Here is a 15257-nt window from a genome sequence, read left to right as displayed (position 1 = left end):
AATCACCGCCCACGTAAAGGCATTAGTTTGCAGCAGCGCTCAGGCCAGCCTGGTCAACTGCAACACCTGCACCCATGGTGGTGGAGATGCTAACTTTCTTGATGTACACGCCTTTCGCCTGAGTTGGTTTAGCTTTTTTCAGCGCAACCAGCAGAGCTTCCAGGTTTTCTTTCAGTTTGTCAGCGTCAAAGTCCACTTTACCGATGGTGGTGTGGATGATGCCGTTTTTGTCGTTACGGTAACGAACCTGACCTGCTTTAGCGTTCTTAACCGCTTCAGCAACGTTAGGAGTTACAGTACCCACTTTCGGGTTTGGCATCAGGCCGCGTGGACCCAGAACCTGGCCCAGCTGGCCAACAACGCGCATTGCATCTGGAGAAGCAATAACAACGTCAAAGTTCATTTCGCCTTTCTTGATCTGATCAGCCAGATCTTCCATACCTACCAGTTCAGCGCCGGCAGCTTTAGCCGCTTCAGCGTTTGCACCCTGAGCAAATACAGCTACGCGTACGGAACGGCCAGTACCGTGTGGCAGTACAGTTGCGCCACGAACGTTCTGATCGGATTTACGAGCGTCGATGCCCAGGTTAACGGCAACGTCAACGCTTTCAACGAACTTAGCAGTTGCCAGTTCTTTCAGCAGAGCGATAGCTTCGTTGATGTCGTACTGTTTGGTCGCATCAACTTTGTCACGGATCACGGACATGCGCTTGGTCAGTTTAGCCATTTCTTAGTCCTCCACTACCAGGCCCATGGAACGTGCAGTACCTTCAATGGAGCGAGTCATCGCTTCAATGTCGGAACCAGTCATGTCGGCAGCTTTGGTCTGCGCGATTTCCTGCAGCTGAGCGCGGGAAATTTTACCCACTTTGTCTTTGTTCGGCTTACCGGAACCAGACTTGATGCCCGCTGCTTTCTTCAGCAGAACTGCTGCTGGAGGGGTTTTGGTAACGAAAGTGAAAGAACGGTCAGCGTAAACAGTGATTACAACTGGGATTGGCAGACCTTTTTCCATGGATTCAGTTTTGGCGTTGAACGCTTTACAGAATTCCATGATGTTCACACCCTGCTGACCCAGAGCTGGACCAACTGGTGGACTTGGGTTCGCCATACCTGCTGCAACCTGCAGCTTGACGTAGGCTTGTACTTTCTTAGCCATTCTAAAATCCTCTGATTGGGTAATAACGCCTCGGAGAGGCTCCCCGTGAATAAAATTCGTTTTACGGGTCGGAACCCATAAAAACAAAAGGCGCGAAATTGTATTCCAATCTCGCGCCCTGTGCAACGATTAAATCGTCGCTTTTTTGATCGCTGCTTAGGCTTTTTCTACCTGAGCAAAGTCCAGCTCTACCGGGGTCGCACGACCAAAGATAGAAACGGAAACTTTCAGGCGGGACTTCTCGTAGTCCACTTCTTCGACGACGCCATTAAAGTCAGCAAACGGACCGTCGTTAACACGAACCATCTCACCCGGTTCAAACAGCGTTTTCGGACGCGGTTTATCACCCACCTGCTGGAGGCGGTTCATAATCGCATCAACTTCTTTGTCGCTGATTGGCGCCGGACGGTCAGATGTGCCGCCGATAAAGCCCATCACGCGTGGTACGCTGCGCACCAGGTGCCAGCTCGCGTCGTTCATCACCATCTGAACCAGCACGTAACCCGGGAAGAATTTACGCTCGCTTTTGCGACGTTGGCCGCCACGGATCTCAACCACTTCTTCGGTCGGAACCATAACTTCGCCAAATAACTCTTCCATATTGTGTAATTTGATATGCTCACGCAGCGACGTAGCTACGCGGCCTTCAAAACCGGAAAACGCCTGAACGACGTACCAGCGCTTTTTAGGGGCTTCAGACATCTCAGAACCTCAGGCCAGTGATAAAGGATACCAGGCGAACCAGAATACCATCCAGTCCCCACAGGATCAGTGACATTACAGCGGTTACCGCCGCTACAATCAGCGTGGTGTGCAATGTTTCCTGGCGAGTCGGCCAAATGACCTTGCGGACTTCGGTACGCGCTTCGCGGGCAAACGCAACGGTCGCTTTGCCTTTCGTCGTCAACAGCGCGACACCACCCGCCGCAGCAATCAGAATTACCACTGCAAGCGCGCGTAGCGGCAGCATCATGTCACGATAAAGATAGTTGCCGACAATCGCCACAATCAGCAGCACGGCTACAACTACCCATTTCATCGCTTCCAGGCCGCGCCCGCTCCCTTGAGCTTCGGTATTCGCACTCATAAACCAACCTGTCAGAAGTATTCTACAAACATTTTCACCCCGCGAGTGCGAGGCAAACCAATCGAAATGCTATTCGCTTTTCGTATTATACGCTCTCCGCAGAGCCTGTCTCAGCAATGATTATGACAAAATTAATCACTGATGAGCCAGGTTCTGATGTGAAAGCGTGCAAAAAGGGCATCAAATGATGCCCTTTTATTGCGCATTGCGTCAAATGTTATCAGCGATTAGCCGAGAACTTTAGCAACAACGCCCGCGCCAACGGTACGGCCGCCTTCACGGATTGCGAAACGCAGACCGTCGTCCATCGCGATTGGGTGGATCAGAGTCACAACCATCTTGATGTTGTCGCCTGGCATTACCATCTCTACGCCTTCTGGCAGTTCGATGGTACCGGTCACGTCAGTTGTACGGAAGTAGAACTGTGGACGGTAGCCTTTGAAGAACGGAGTATGACGGCCGCCTTCGTCTTTGGACAGAATGTACACTTCAGATTCGAACTTGGTGTGTGGCTTGATTGAGCCTGGCTTCGCCAGAACCTGACCACGTTCGATTTCTTCACGTTTGATACCACGCAGCAGAACACCAACGTTCTCACCAGCACGGCCTTCGTCCAGCAGTTTGCGGAACATTTCAACGCCAGTACAGGTAGACTTCGCAGTCTCTTTGATACCAACGATTTCAACTTCTTCACCAACTTTGATGATACCGCGCTCTACACGACCGGTAACAACGGTACCACGACCGGAGATGGAGAATACGTCTTCGATTGGCAGCAGGAATGGCTTGTCAATCGCACGCTCTGGTTCTGGGATGTAAGAATCCAGGAAGCCAGCCAGTTCGATGATTTTCGCTTCCCACTCTGCGTCGCCTTCCAGCGCTTTCAGCGCGGAACCACGAACGATTGGAGTGTCGTCGCCTGGGAAATCGTACTGAGACAGCAGTTCACGAACTTCCATCTCTACCAGTTCCAGCAGCTCTTCGTCATCAACCATGTCGCATTTGTTCAGGAACACGATGATGAAAGGAACGCCTACCTGACGACCCAGCAGGATGTGCTCACGAGTCTGAGGCATAGGGCCGTCAGTCGCAGCAACAACCAGGATCGCGCCGTCCATCTGCGCAGCACCGGTGATCATGTTTTTAACATAGTCGGCGTGGCCTGGGCAGTCTACGTGTGCGTAGTGGCGAGTCGGGGTGTCATACTCAACGTGAGAGGTGTTGATGGTGATACCACGAGCTTTTTCTTCTGGTGCGTTATCGATCTGGTCGAAAGCACGAGCAGCACCGCCGTAGGTTTTAGCCAGTACGGTAGTGATTGCAGCGGTCAGCGTTGTTTTACCATGGTCAACGTGGCCGATAGTACCGACGTTAACGTGCGGTTTTGTACGTTCAAACTTTTCTTTAGACATCGATTGTCCCTCTAAGACACGGATAAATCGGTGATATCACCACATCAACCAGGCGAAAATGCCTGAACTGTTGAATACATTTACATTGAAACAGAGAGAAAGGGAGGGAGAAGTGAAGTGGTGCTGATACCCAGAGTCGAACTGGGGACCTCACCCTTACCAAGGGTGCGCTCTACCAACTGAGCCATATCAGCACGTATTGGAGCGGGCAGCGGGAATCGAACCCGCATCATCAGCTTGGAAGGCTGAGGTAATAGCCATTATACGATGCCCGCATCCTGAAACTCGGCTACCCAGTTCTTTCTGTAACAAAAAAAGAGATTTCTCTCTTTTCTGTTCGAGCTGGTCAATTTTTCCAACCAGCTCCGGCGGCGTTGACGCTGCCAGAAAGTGGTGGTGGGGGAAGGATTCGAACCTTCGAAGTCTGTGACGGCAGATTTACAGTCTGCTCCCTTTGGCCGCTCGGGAACCCCACCGGACTTGATGGTGCCGACTACCGGAATCGAACTGGTGACCTACTGATTACAAGTCAGTTGCTCTACCTACTGAGCTAAGTCGGCATCAAGTAGCGCGCATTCTATGGAGACCTGCGCAGTCATGCAACTAAAAAATTGCATAAAACGTTCTTTCGCTCACATTTTATTCGAAACCAGGGCTAACCGCTGTAAATTCATCCGCTCGTGATTAAAAATCCAACATGAACGCCTGATTTCGGCACGCTATAGCCCCGGGTGATGCCTGCCCGGTTAAGCATCGCTTTCCCATATTTTTTCTTATTATTCCTCTCATCTGGTGTTAACCTCCTGCCCATTGTCCAAAATTAACTATGTGATGAGCCCGCACCCGCCGTTTCGTGATGGTTCACAGAAGCATGCTTATGAGCAAAAAAGAGCAAACGTTAATGACGCCCTATCTTCAGTTTAACCGTAGCCAGTGGGCAGCCCTGCGTGACTCCGTCCCTATGACACTGACGGAAGGTGAAATCGCACGGCTAAAAGGGATAAACGAAGATCTCTCCCTGGAAGAGGTGGCAGAAATCTATCTCCCCCTCTCTCGCTTGCTTAACTTTTACATCAGCTCCAACTTGCGTCGTCAGGCCGTACTGGAACAGTTCCTCGGCACGAACGGTCAACGTATTCCTTATATCATCAGTATTGCGGGCAGCGTGGCAGTGGGTAAAAGTACCACCGCGCGCGTGCTACAGGCGCTGCTGAGCCGCTGGCCGGAACACCGCAGCGTGGAGCTGATCACCACCGACGGCTTCCTGCATCCCAATGAGGTGTTGAAAGAACGCGGCCTGATGAAGAAGAAGGGCTTCCCGCTCTCTTATGATATGCACCGCCTGGTAAAGTTTGTCTCTGATTTAAAATCGGGCGTGCCGAACGTTACCGCACCGGTCTACTCGCATCTGATCTACGACCGCATCCCGGATGGTGACAAAACGGTGGTGCAGCCCGACATCCTGATTCTGGAGGGCTTAAACGTACTGCAAAGCGGGATGGATTACCCTCACGATCCGCATCACGTGTTTGTCTCTGACTTCGTCGATTTCTCAATTTATGTGGATGCGCCTGAAGATCTGTTGCAACGCTGGTATATCAACCGCTTCCTGAAGTTCCGTGAAGGGGCGTTCACCGACCCGGATTCTTACTTCCACAACTACGCTCAGCTCTCTGAAGAAGAGGCTATCAACGTGGCGACCGGGCTGTGGAATGAGATCAACTACGTCAACCTCAAAGAGAACATCCTGCCGACGCGCGAACGTGCAAGCCTGATCCTCACCAAGAGTGAGAAACACGCCGTTGACCAGATTCGTTTACGGAAGTAGATCTCAGACGTAAAAAAAACCGGCTTATCGCCGGTTTTTTCCTTTATGCATGCGGCTTTTCGCCGTTTTCATCCTGATCGACCGCGAAGCAGGCCACCAGCTGTCCGCCATAATCTTTCAGTTGTGGCTGCAACTGCGTACACGGACCGAAGCGGCGACGGCAGCGGGCGTTGAACGCACATCCCGGCGGCGGGTTAAGCGGGCTTGGTAACTCGCCGGTCAACTTAATGCGCTCACGACGGTCATCCGGGTTCAGTCGCGGCGTCGCAGACAGTAGTGCCTGAGTATATGGATGACGCGGGTTATTAAAGATCTGATCTTTCGTCCCCTTCTCTACGCAGCGTCCCAGATACATCACCATCACCTCATCGGCAATGTGCTCAACCACAGACAGGTCATGGGAGATGAAAACGTACGACAGCCCAAGATCCTGCTGTAAATCCATCATCAGGTTCAGCACCTGCGCACGCACGGATACGTCGAGCGCCGAAACCGGTTCATCGGCAATCACCACGTCCGGGTCGAGCATCAGACCACGGGCGATGGCGATACGCTGACGTTGACCGCCAGAGAACATATGCGGATAGCGATCGTAATGCTCGGTTTTCAGGCCCACCTTCGCCATCATCGCCAGCGCTTTTTCACGACGCTGCTCTTTGCTCAGGTTGCTGTTGATCAGCAGCGGCTCTTCCAGAATCTGCCCCACTTTTTTTCGCGGGTTCAGCGAACCATACGGATTCTGGAACACAATCTGGATTTTCTGACGGCGCAGTTTCTGCGCCTGCGGATCGTGCTTGAGCAGATCCTGGCCCTGATAGTAAAGCTCGCCGCCAGTCGGAACTTCAATCATCGTTAACAGACGGCCCAGCGTGGACTTCCCACAGCCAGATTCCCCTACCACCGCCAGCGTTTTTCCGCGTTCGAGAGTAAAGGAGACACCATCCAGCGCTTTTACCAGGCGCTCAGGAGCAAAGAGGCCCTTCTTCACCGGGTAATGTTTTTTCAGGTCGATGGCCTGCAACAGCATTTGTTGCGTACTCATAGTGTTGGCCTCCCGGCATCATCGAGTGGGTAGTGGCATTTCGACTGACGTCCGTCAGCTAACAGGTTCAGCTCCGGCTCGTCGACGCGGCATTTATCCGTCGCATACGGGCAGCGCGGGTTAAGCAGACAGCCCTGAGGACGGTCATATTTACCCGGTACCACCCCCGGCAGCGAGGCCAGACGCGCTTTATCCTGCGCGAACTCCGGCAGCGCGCGCAGCAGCGCCTGCGTATAGGGATGACGCGGGGCCCGGAAGATATCGTGTGAACTCCCGGTCTCCACCACCTGGCCTGCATACATCACAATGATTTTGTGTGCCGCTTCAGCCACCAGCGCCAGATCGTGCGTAATCAGCACCAGCGCCATATTCTCTTTCTGCTGCAACTCCAGCAGTAGCTCAATAATTTGCGCCTGAATGGTCACGTCCAGCGCGGTTGTCGGTTCATCGGCAATCAGCAGTTTTGGACGACAGGCAATGGCCATCGCGATCATTACACGCTGACTCATCCCACCGGACAACTGGTGCGGATAAACGTCCAGACGCGATGCCGGATCGGGTATACCCACCTGCGTTAGCAGGTCAATAGCGCGCTGGCGACGGGTTTGCTTGTTACCGCCCTGGTGCACCTTAATGGCTTCCATAATCTGGAAACCCACGGTGTAACACGGGTTCAGACTGGTCATCGGGTCCTGGAAGATCATCGCCACTTCCGCTCCCACCAGTTGGCGGCGCTGTTTTTCGGAAATGCGCTGCAGATCCTGACCATTGAACTCCAGGCTTTCCGCCATTACGCGGCCGGGATAATCAATCAGCCCCATGATTGCCAGTGAACTCACTGACTTACCGGAACCGGACTCCCCAACGATACCAACCACTTCGCCCTGATTTACGCTATAGCTGATGCGGTCCACAGCACGAAACGGTGTGCCTTCATCGCCGAAGTGCACCGATAATTTATCTACATTTAATAACGCCATCTCGTGCCTCTTACTGCTTCAGTTTGGGATCAAGTGCATCACGCAGACCATCACCCATCAGGTTAAATGCCAGCACCGTCAGCAGAATCGCCAGACCCGGGAAGGTGACGACCCACCAGGCGCTTTGCGCGAACTGCAACACGTCGGAGAGCATGGTGCCCCATTCCGGTGTTGGCGGCTGCGCACCCATGCCAAGGAAGCCAAGAGCGGCCATATCGAGAATGGCGTTAGAAAAACCGAGCGACGCCTGAACAATCAGCGGTGCAAGGCAGTTAGGAAGAATATTGACGAACATCTGGCGCATCGCCCCCGCACCCGCCACTCGAGATGCCGTTACATAATCGCGGTTCACCTCGACCAGCACGGCCGCACGGGTTAATCGGACATAGTGAGGAAGCGCAACGAACGTTAGCGCGAGCGCGGCGTTGCCTATCGAAGGACCAAAGACCGCGACCAGCACCAGGGCCAGCAGAAGGCTTGGCAATGCCAGCATGATATCGACGATACGCATGATAACGTTATCAACGATGCCGCCGAAGTAGCCCGCCACCAGACCAAGCACAACGCCCATGATCAGCGACAACACCACCACGAGACAGCCAACCAGCAGAGAGAGGCGCGCGCCGTACATCAGACGAGACAGCACATCGCGGCCAACGTCATCAGTACCGAGCAGGTGCGTCAGGCTACCACCTTCCTGCCAGGCCGGTGGCGCGAGCAGCGCATCACGGAACTGGTCCGCGGGGTTATACGGCGCAAGGAAGTTCGCAAACACCGCAATCAGGATCATGATGGAAACATACACCAGCCCGACGACCGCGCCTTTGTTGCGCTTGAAGTAGTGCCAGAATTCCTGCATCGGCGTCATTGGCACCGGTGCGGTAACCGCTTTATTTTGAGTAACTTGTGACATGATGGCCCCTTACTTCTTATGACGAATACGCGGGTTCACCACGCCGTACAGCAAATCGACCAGCAGGTTGACGAGGATAATCATCGTCGCGACCAGCAATACACCGCCCTGCACAACCGGATAGTCACGGCGTTGCAGTGCATCAATCAGCCAGCGTCCAAGGCCTGGCCAGGAGAAGATGGTTTCGGTCAGGATCGCCCCGGCCAGCAGCGTACCGACCTGCAAACCGATAACGGTCACCACCGGCAGCATGGCGTTACGCAGGGCATGAATGATGATGACGCGCATACGGGTCAGACCTTTAGCGCGGGCAGTACGAATATAATCTTCGCCCAGCACTTCCAGCATGGAGGAACGAGTCATACGCACGATCACCGCAAGTGGGATAGTGCCCAGCACCATTGCAGGCAGGATCATGTGCGCAACCGCATCAATGAAGTTGCCCTCTTCGCCCCAGATCGCCGTATCAATCAGCATAAAGCCGGTTAACGGGTTGGTGTCGTCAAGGAAAACCATATCGCTGACACGTCCGGAGACCGGCGTCAGGTTCCACTGCACCGAGACCAGCATGATCAGCATCATGCCCCACCAGAAGATAGGCATGGAGTAGCCGGTCAGTGCCAGGCCAACGGCGGTGTGGTCGAAAATAGAGCCACGCTTAACGGCAGCCAGCACGCCGACGGGAATCCCCACCGCGGTCGCGAAGATCATGGCGCAGATGCCGAGTTCCAGCGTCGCCTGGAAACGCGGCACGAACTCGTCCCACACCGGAAGACGGCTTTTCAGTGAAATCCCTAAATCGCCGTGTAATACGCCCCAGATGTAGTGGAGGTACTGCTGCCACATCGGCTTATCAAGGCCGAGTTCAGCCAGCAGTTGCGCATGACGTTCAGGGGAGATACCACGCTCGCCCGCCATAATCATCACCGGATCACCCGGGATCATATGGACGAAGGCAAAAGTGAGAAGGGTGATACCGATAAACGTCGGGATAACCAGTCCCAGACGTCGGAGGATGAACTGCAACATAACCCGGATTCTCTCTGATGACGCACGCTCAGTAGCGTGACGTCTGTATTGCTCACAAATGTAAATTCCCTCTCCCTTCGGGAGAGGGTTAGGGTGAGGGGATGCATGCACGCCCCTCACCCCTGCCCTCTCCCACAGGGAGAGGGAGAACACCCTACTTATTATTCAACAGACACGTTTTCGAAGTGGTGTTTGCCCAGTGGATCGACCACGTAGCCCTTCACTTCTTTACGCACTGGCTCGTACACGGTGGAGTGAGCAACAATCAGCGCCGGAGCCTGATCGTGCATGACAACCTGCGCTTGCTTGTACAGTTCGATACGTTTGTTGTGATCATCGGTCGCACGCGCCGGCTGGATCAGGTCTTCAAACGGCTTGTAGCACCAGCGAGAGTAGTTGGAACCGTCTTTCGCTGCCGCACAGCTGAACAGGGTCGCGAAGAAGTTGTCCGGATCCCCGTTGTCGCCGGTCCAGCCCATCATGACCGCCTGGTGTTCGCCCGCTTTGGCGCGTTTCAGGTACTCGCCCCACTCGTAGGTCACAATTTTGGCCTGTACGCCAATCTTCGCCCAGTCAGCCTGAACCATTTCCGCCATACGACGTGCGTTCGGGTTGTAAGGACGCTGTACCGGCATCGCCCACAGCTCAACGGTGAAACCTTTATCCTGGCCCGCTTCTTTCAGCAGCGCTTTCGCTTTCTCAGGATCGTAGGTGTAGTCCTTAATGTCGTCGTTATAGCCCCACATGGTTGGTGGGATCAGGTTCTTGGCCGCAACGCCAGCGCCCTGGTAAACGGCTTTGATGATCGCTTCTTTGTTCACCGCGTAGGTCAGCGCCTGACGCACTTTCACGTCATCGAACGGTTTCTTCTCGGTGTTGAAGGAGAGATAACCCACGTTCAGGCCCGCCTGCTCCATCAGGTTGATATTTTTATCCTGCTTCATGCGCGCGATGTCAGCCGGGTTTGGATACGGCATCACCTGACATTCGTTTTTCTGCAATTTTGCGTAACGCACGGATGCGTCAGGCGTGATGGAGAAGACCAGACGGTCGATCTGCGGCTTGGTGCCCCAGTAGCCCGGGAAGGCTTTATACAGAATACGGGAATCTTTCTGGTACTGAAGCAGCTGGAACGGGCCGGTACCGATTGGGTTCAGGTCCACTTTTTCCGGCGTGCCGGCTTTCAGCATGTTGTCCGCGTACTCTTTAGAGAGAATAGAGGCGAAGTCCATCGCCAGGTCAGCGAGGAATGGCGCTTCCGGACGCGTCAGCACGAACTGAACGGTTTTATCGTCCACTTTTTTCACTTCAGCAATCAGGTCTGGCAGACCCATCCCTTCGAAGTATTCATAGCTGCCGCCAGACACTTTATGGTACGGGTTCTGGGCATTTTTTTGACGGTCGAAGGAGAACACTACGTCGTCGGCGTTAAAGTCGCGCGTAGGTTTGAATTCTTTGCTGTCCTGCCACTTCACGCCCTGACGCAGGTGGAAGGTATAGGTTTTACCGTCTTCGCTGATATCCCACTTTTCAGCCAGGCCAGGAATCACTTCCGTGGTACCGGTTTTAAATTCAACCAGACGGTTATAGATCGGTACAGAGCTTGCGTCGTAAGTCGTACCAGAGGTAAAGAGCTGTGGGTTAAAGCCTTCCGGAGAGCCTTCAGAACAGTAAACCAGGGTTTTTGCCTGTACGCTTGCTGCGACGGTCATGGCCACCAGGCTCAGACCAAGCTTCAGCATCCCTGACTTCTTCAAGGAAATACTCATTATTGTGCTCCAATGTGATGTTTTGCTTTGTTGTGTTACGCCGCCTGACCTTTATTTATTTTTTACCCGGTCCGGTCGGTGATGCCCGAGGGCGTTAAAAGGGATAGAGAATCCTTTCAGAAGAGCGTTTGAGTTGCAGCGCAGATCCTCCCTGAAATGCCCCTCGTGCCCTACAATCTGTCAACAGAATGTGAAAACGTCAATACAGGTGGCGGGGATTTACGTGGAGTGTGAGAAACCGCAAACAAAGATTAAAAAAACTCTGAATGCCAGTTTTCAGCAGAGAAATTTATGCTACTCGCCATGTTGCAGCACAAACCCCTCCCTATTTCGCAACACCCAGTGATTAAGTTTTATTCAGAATGGGTAAATTTTCTTACAGAATGGTGATTATCTGAGCACTAAATACCGCGAACGTTAAAACGCACAGCGAAAAATGCTGAGGTTATCCATAAGCAACGCGAAAAAAGATCAAACTATATATAAAAAAATACAATGGATTATGTCACAAAACCGCATGCAGGCAGGGGGAAGCAGGGCTAAGGGGTATTTTGAGGACTCGGGTGGGGTAACGCGTTAATGCAAAAAGGGCTAACCTTGCGGTTAGCCCTTTTTAGAATGTGGTCGGCGAGAGAGGATTCGAACCTCCGACCCACTGGTCCCAAACCAGTTGCGCTACCAAGCTGCGCTACTCGCCGAATGCGGAGCGCATCTTACTGCTGAGGTGCGCCCTCGTCAATCCCTTATTTTCAAAAAGCCATTCAACTGGCGATATTCTCGCCAGACCAGCTACTGCGCGGCTTTTGTGGTGTTATCAGGGAGTTTACACCAGTTGTTGTTTTCGTTAATCCCACCGTTCGGTGAGGTATAGCCGAGACAGCCCATAATAGTGTCGTACAGCTCAACGTGACGGCGCGGTACCTTAATCTCTGCCTGCTGTTTCAGGTGGGCAAACATTTTGGCTTTGTCCGGGTTTTCCAGATACTTGTCCGACATCCACATGATCATCGGCACGCGGAACTGCTCTGGTGGCGCCAGCTTACGCGGCGTACCGTGTAAATGCTCTTTCTCGTTGATGGACTCGCCGTGGTCGGCCGCGTAGATCACAATCGCTTTCTTATCGCGAAGCTGGTCAATCACCCGGCTGAGGAAGGTATCCACATACAGAATCGAGTTATCATAGGCATTGATCAACTCCTGCTTGCTACAGTTCTTGTTAATGCCGACGCACTCAGGCGTCCATTTGGCGAAATCGCGCGTGTAACGCTGATAGTAGCTGTAGTGTGACCCTTTGGTATGCAGAACAATAAGGTGCTTACCCTGCGGATGGTTTTTCAGCGACTGTTCCATCTCAGAGAGCAGCAGCATGTCATCAACGTTCTTTCCGCGGTTACGCGGCTCGGCGCCAATCTGCTCGCGGTAGGCGATGTTATCCGCCATGGTGTTGGTGTAGAACCACATCTCACTTTGCATGGCGAACAGATCGGAGCTAAATCCAAGCTGCTTCAGAACAGCAAACACGTTTTGCTCTTTGAGAGTGCGCTGAGGGTTATCACTCGCACCGCCCTCGCGAACAAACATACAGCGCAACGAGAGCTTCGTGGCGGTATCGCAGGAGTAGCCGCGGTATGCCACCAGATTCTTTTCCTGCGCCAGTTTCGGGGTGGTATCGCGGTCATAACCGAGAATGCCCATATGATCCCAGCGCGTCGTTTCGCCGATAACGAAGACCACGTAAGTATCATCCAGCCCGTCAGCCGGAGCCTGGTAGGTGAACTTTTTGGTTGGGTTAATCAGCGATTTCACATCGCTGGATTCGTCCGCCTGAGCCCAGGCATAAAGACCTAACGCCGACAGCCAGTTAGACGGCAGGTACGAGTTAGCCACCACGCCGCCGTAGCTTGGCATATCCACGCCTGTCGCTTTTTCGATCCGTTTTTGCTGCTTTTCCATCAGGCGAATAGGCGCCCATACCAGCAGACCCGCCAGAAGAACGACGGCGACGTTGCGGATGCGCTGTCCCCGGGTACGCAGCTGGCGTAACAGGGTGTAGCGACAGGTGTTACTCCAGATAAAGAAGAGCGGGATCAGGCAGGTCAGAATCGTCCACAGGATGAACCCTTGACCCACCACCTCTTTCGAGAGGTCGATGTCCGTGGTCATCACCGAGGCCACAATACCGTAGCCAATGACCACGTTCATGAATGTCATGTAATAGCTTGCGGCGGCGGAGATAATCACCACCAGCGAGGCCAGAATTTGCCATGTACGACGGCCAAAGAGAGAGAGCAGGCGTAACAGGAAGAAGGTCGCCAGAATTGAGCCAAACACTTCAATCGCGGCAAAAATTCCATTTCTTACAGTGAGGTGTTCGAAATAACCTTCCACTCGTCTGAACAGCACCGCGCCATTCAGAAACAAACCGATATAGACAGCCAGCATCAGACACAATCTTTGCTGGGTAAGAGACCTAATATATTTCATGCAAACAACCCTGGGGGAAGGGGTATAAAAACCCGCCGAATCTCAGTGAGAAAGCTGACAGAGTAAGTAGATGCGAGAGAAACCGTTATCAGAAACGTCTACAAGCGCGATAAGTAGACCACAGCAGGGAAGAAAAGTGGCAGCAGAGAATGTGAATCGATGAAGATTTTTACAAAATAGCAAGTCCGGAAGCGATTTAGAAATAAATAAAAGAGGCCCTGCGGCCTCTTTTCATCGCATCATACATGCGCTTCTTTATACAGTTCGCGCTGCGGCTGACGGATCGTGGTGGACAGCGCCAGCGAAATAATCAGCAAAGCGAATATCACGCAGAAGGTCACGTAGAAGCCGCCAAACAGCGAGGCAATCAGTGAACCGCAAATACTGCCGATACCGAAGCCGAGATAAATTACGCCGTAGTTTTTCGCCAGGTTGTTCAGGCCGAAGAACTCGCTCACCAGTGACGGGAAGACGGTAATAGTGCCGCCAAAGTTAAAGGCTACGCAGGCAATTGCTGCAAAGAATGTCGCCTCGTTCAGCGGAGCGAACAGCAGTGCTGCCATACCCACCAGGGAGATGACCTGCCCCAGCGTAATCACACGGATACGGGCGATTTTGTCAGACAGGATACCCAGTACCAGACGACCCGAGAGGTTAGCGATGGAGATGACCGTTACCGCGTTTGCCGCCGTCGCCGCGTCCAGTTTTACCATCCCCTGCGCGATATCTTTCGCCACACCGATGACATACAGACCGCTCATGCAGGCCGTCAGGAACATCACCGCCAGCATCCAGTACTGCGGCTTACGCATGGACTGAGCGAGGGTGAAATCGTTCTCCACCACGCCGTTAACGGTTTTCACTTCCTGCTGCGGCGCATCTTTCATCAGCGTGGCGCCGAAGAGGATCATTACCAGCACAATCACGCCCCAGATCATAAAGGTTTTCTCAAGCCCCACCGAGGCCAGCAGATGGGAGTCAATGAATTTGAACCCCAGGCTGCCCAGGCCATATGAACCAATGGCAAACGCGGAAATAAGCCCTTTACGCTCCGGGAACCACTTCACGCAGTTAGACAGCGTCAGCAGATAACCTGCGCCGTCCGCCAGACCTACCAGCACCCCGGCGCTTAGCCACAGCATCATCAGGTTGTTTGAATGTGCCGTCAGGAAGAAGCCCACGCCCAGCAGGATCCCGGAGGCCATGGTTACGCGCTTCACGCCGAAGCGCTCCTGAAGTTTGCCCGCCACGGAAGAGGAAATCGCTAATCCAAGGCTCAGCAAGCCGAAGGAGAATGCCACCTGGCTTATCGGTGCGCCGAGCTTATCGGACAGGGCGCTGTTAAACAGGCTCCAGGTATAGACCGAGCCCAGTGCGAACTGGGTAACGATGGTGCCGAAAAGCGTCAGCCAACGCGTGCGGTTATAAGTTGATGTGTTCATGGCAGTGTCCTGCAAGAGAAATTAAGGAAGTTCGCTGAGGACACGATAAACAAAACCCCAAAACGCCAGGGGTAAAACGGCACGAAATGCAGGAGATACGGAATGAAATGCC

The 15257-nt window shown here is 53.3% G+C and carries 13 protein-coding genes and 5 tRNA genes; 1 reads left to right on the top strand and 17 read right to left on the bottom strand.

Going from position 1 to position 15257, the window contains the following annotated elements; translation table 11 throughout:
- Nucleotides 1–22: 22 nt before the first annotated feature.
- The 9 genes from rplA to BFV65_RS01135 all read right to left on the bottom strand — a co-directional run bounded on the left by rplA (nt 23) and on the right by BFV65_RS01135 (nt 4218).
- Complete coding sequence (gene rplA, locus BFV65_RS01175) at nt 23–727, bottom strand: 50S ribosomal protein L1 (protein WP_006810530.1); 705 nt, start codon at nt 725–727, stop codon at nt 23–25.
- Between the two features lie 3 nt (nt 728–730).
- Nucleotides 731–1159, bottom strand: coding sequence for a 50S ribosomal protein L11 (gene rplK, locus BFV65_RS01170; protein WP_003862340.1), 429 nt, complete (start codon nt 1157–1159; stop codon nt 731–733).
- 156 nt (nt 1160–1315) lie between these two features.
- Nucleotides 1316–1861 (bottom strand): transcription termination/antitermination protein NusG, encoded by a 546-nt coding sequence (gene nusG / locus BFV65_RS01165; protein ID WP_003862341.1) that lies wholly within the window; start codon nt 1859–1861, stop codon nt 1316–1318.
- Between the two features lies 1 nt (nt 1862).
- Entirely contained in the window at nt 1863–2246 is a 384-nt protein-coding gene (secE, locus tag BFV65_RS01160) for a preprotein translocase subunit SecE (protein WP_003862342.1), read from the bottom strand.
- 227 nt (nt 2247–2473) lie between these two features.
- Entirely contained in the window at nt 2474–3658 is a 1185-nt protein-coding gene (gene tuf, locus BFV65_RS01155; RefSeq protein ID WP_022646700.1) for an elongation factor Tu, read from the bottom strand.
- Between the two features lie 118 nt (nt 3659–3776).
- Nucleotides 3777–3852, bottom strand: a tRNA-Thr gene (locus BFV65_RS01150).
- 6 nt (nt 3853–3858) lie between these two features.
- Nucleotides 3859–3933, bottom strand: a tRNA-Gly gene (locus BFV65_RS01145).
- Nucleotides 3934–4049: 116 nt separating this feature from the next.
- Nucleotides 4050–4134 (bottom strand) — tRNA-Tyr (locus BFV65_RS01140).
- Between the two features lie 8 nt (nt 4135–4142).
- Nucleotides 4143–4218: transfer RNA gene (locus BFV65_RS01135), tRNA-Thr, on the bottom strand.
- Between the two features lie 317 nt (nt 4219–4535).
- On the opposite strand from BFV65_RS01135, the gene coaA reads away from it, so the two are divergent.
- A complete protein-coding gene (gene coaA, locus BFV65_RS01130; protein WP_032622068.1) occupies nt 4536–5486 on the top strand; it encodes a type I pantothenate kinase in 951 nt (316 codons plus the stop codon).
- 43 nt (nt 5487–5529) lie between these two features.
- Here coaA and dppF read toward each other — a convergent pair whose 3' ends face one another.
- The 8 genes from dppF to BFV65_RS01090 all read right to left on the bottom strand — a co-directional run bounded on the left by dppF (nt 5530) and on the right by BFV65_RS01090 (nt 15145).
- The gene (gene dppF / locus BFV65_RS01125) at nt 5530–6528 is read right to left on the bottom strand and encodes a dipeptide ABC transporter ATP-binding subunit DppF (RefSeq protein WP_022646698.1); all 999 of its coding nucleotides are present in this window, start codon (nt 6526–6528) and stop codon (nt 5530–5532) included.
- Nucleotides 6525–7508 carry a dipeptide ABC transporter ATP-binding protein gene (dppD, locus tag BFV65_RS01120; RefSeq protein ID WP_010426220.1) on the bottom strand — a complete coding sequence of 328 codons (984 nt, stop codon included), beginning with the start codon at nt 7506–7508 and terminating at the stop codon, nt 6525–6527. The genes dppF and dppD overlap by 4 nt, the downstream gene beginning before the upstream one ends.
- Before the next feature lie 10 nt (nt 7509–7518).
- Complete coding sequence (gene dppC, locus BFV65_RS01115) at nt 7519–8421, bottom strand: dipeptide ABC transporter permease DppC (protein ID WP_022646697.1); 903 nt, start codon at nt 8419–8421, stop codon at nt 7519–7521.
- A gap of 9 nt (nt 8422–8430) precedes the next feature.
- The gene (gene dppB, locus BFV65_RS01110; protein ID WP_022646696.1) at nt 8431–9450 is read right to left on the bottom strand and encodes a dipeptide ABC transporter permease DppB; all 1020 of its coding nucleotides are present in this window, start codon (nt 9448–9450) and stop codon (nt 8431–8433) included.
- Between the two features lie 161 nt (nt 9451–9611).
- Nucleotides 9612–11219: a dipeptide ABC transporter periplasmic-binding protein DppA gene (dppA, locus tag BFV65_RS01105; protein ID WP_022646695.1), complete on the bottom strand. Its 1608-nt coding sequence runs from the start codon at nt 11217–11219 to the stop codon at nt 9612–9614.
- 621 nt (nt 11220–11840) lie between these two features.
- Nucleotides 11841–11917, bottom strand: a tRNA-Pro gene (locus BFV65_RS01100).
- Between the two features lie 91 nt (nt 11918–12008).
- The gene (gene eptB / locus BFV65_RS01095) at nt 12009–13703 is read right to left on the bottom strand and encodes a kdo(2)-lipid A phosphoethanolamine 7''-transferase (protein ID WP_022646694.1); all 1695 of its coding nucleotides are present in this window, start codon (nt 13701–13703) and stop codon (nt 12009–12011) included.
- Between the two features lie 239 nt (nt 13704–13942).
- Entirely contained in the window at nt 13943–15145 is a 1203-nt protein-coding gene (locus tag BFV65_RS01090; protein WP_023299065.1) for an L-lactate MFS transporter, read from the bottom strand.
- Nucleotides 15146–15257: the final 112 nt, after the last annotated feature.

Origin of the sequence: Enterobacter hormaechei subsp. hoffmannii (assembly GCF_001729745.1) — a bacterium.
In the GTDB taxonomy this organism is placed as follows: domain Bacteria; phylum Pseudomonadota; class Gammaproteobacteria; order Enterobacterales; family Enterobacteriaceae; genus Enterobacter; species Enterobacter intestinihominis.
Note: the sequence above shows the minus strand (reverse complement) of the source record. Positions and strands in the feature narration are given on the sequence as shown.

Excerpts from the sequence above, each read along its gene's own strand:
- dppD (WP_010426220.1), bottom strand. The coding sequence starts at position 7,508 with ATGGCGTTATTAAATGTAGATAAATTATCGGTGCACTTCGGCGATGAA.
- dppA (WP_022646695.1), bottom strand. The coding sequence starts at position 11,219 with ATGAGTATTTCCTTGAAGAAGTCAGGGATGCTGAAGCTTGGTCTGAGC.
- tuf (WP_022646700.1), bottom strand. The coding sequence starts at position 3,658 with ATGTCTAAAGAAAAGTTTGAACGTACAAAACCGCACGTTAACGTCGGT.
- coaA (WP_032622068.1), top strand. The coding sequence starts at position 4,536 with ATGAGCAAAAAAGAGCAAACGTTAATGACGCCCTATCTTCAGTTTAAC.
- dppB (WP_022646696.1), bottom strand. The coding sequence starts at position 9,450 with ATGTTGCAGTTCATCCTCCGACGTCTGGGACTGGTTATCCCGACGTTT.
- dppF (WP_022646698.1), bottom strand. The coding sequence starts at position 6,528 with ATGAGTACGCAACAAATGCTGTTGCAGGCCATCGACCTGAAAAAACAT.
- eptB (WP_022646694.1), bottom strand. The coding sequence starts at position 13,703 with ATGAAATATATTAGGTCTCTTACCCAGCAAAGATTGTGTCTGATGCTG.
- nusG (WP_003862341.1), bottom strand. The coding sequence starts at position 1,861 with ATGTCTGAAGCCCCTAAAAAGCGCTGGTACGTCGTTCAGGCGTTTTCC.
- BFV65_RS01090 (WP_023299065.1), bottom strand. The coding sequence starts at position 15,145 with ATGAACACATCAACTTATAACCGCACGCGTTGGCTGACGCTTTTCGGC.
- rplK (WP_003862340.1), bottom strand. The coding sequence starts at position 1,159 with ATGGCTAAGAAAGTACAAGCCTACGTCAAGCTGCAGGTTGCAGCAGGT.
- dppC (WP_022646697.1), bottom strand. The coding sequence starts at position 8,421 with ATGTCACAAGTTACTCAAAATAAAGCGGTTACCGCACCGGTGCCAATG.
- rplA (WP_006810530.1), bottom strand. The coding sequence starts at position 727 with ATGGCTAAACTGACCAAGCGCATGTCCGTGATCCGTGACAAAGTTGAT.
- secE (WP_003862342.1), bottom strand. The coding sequence starts at position 2,246 with ATGAGTGCGAATACCGAAGCTCAAGGGAGCGGGCGCGGCCTGGAAGCG.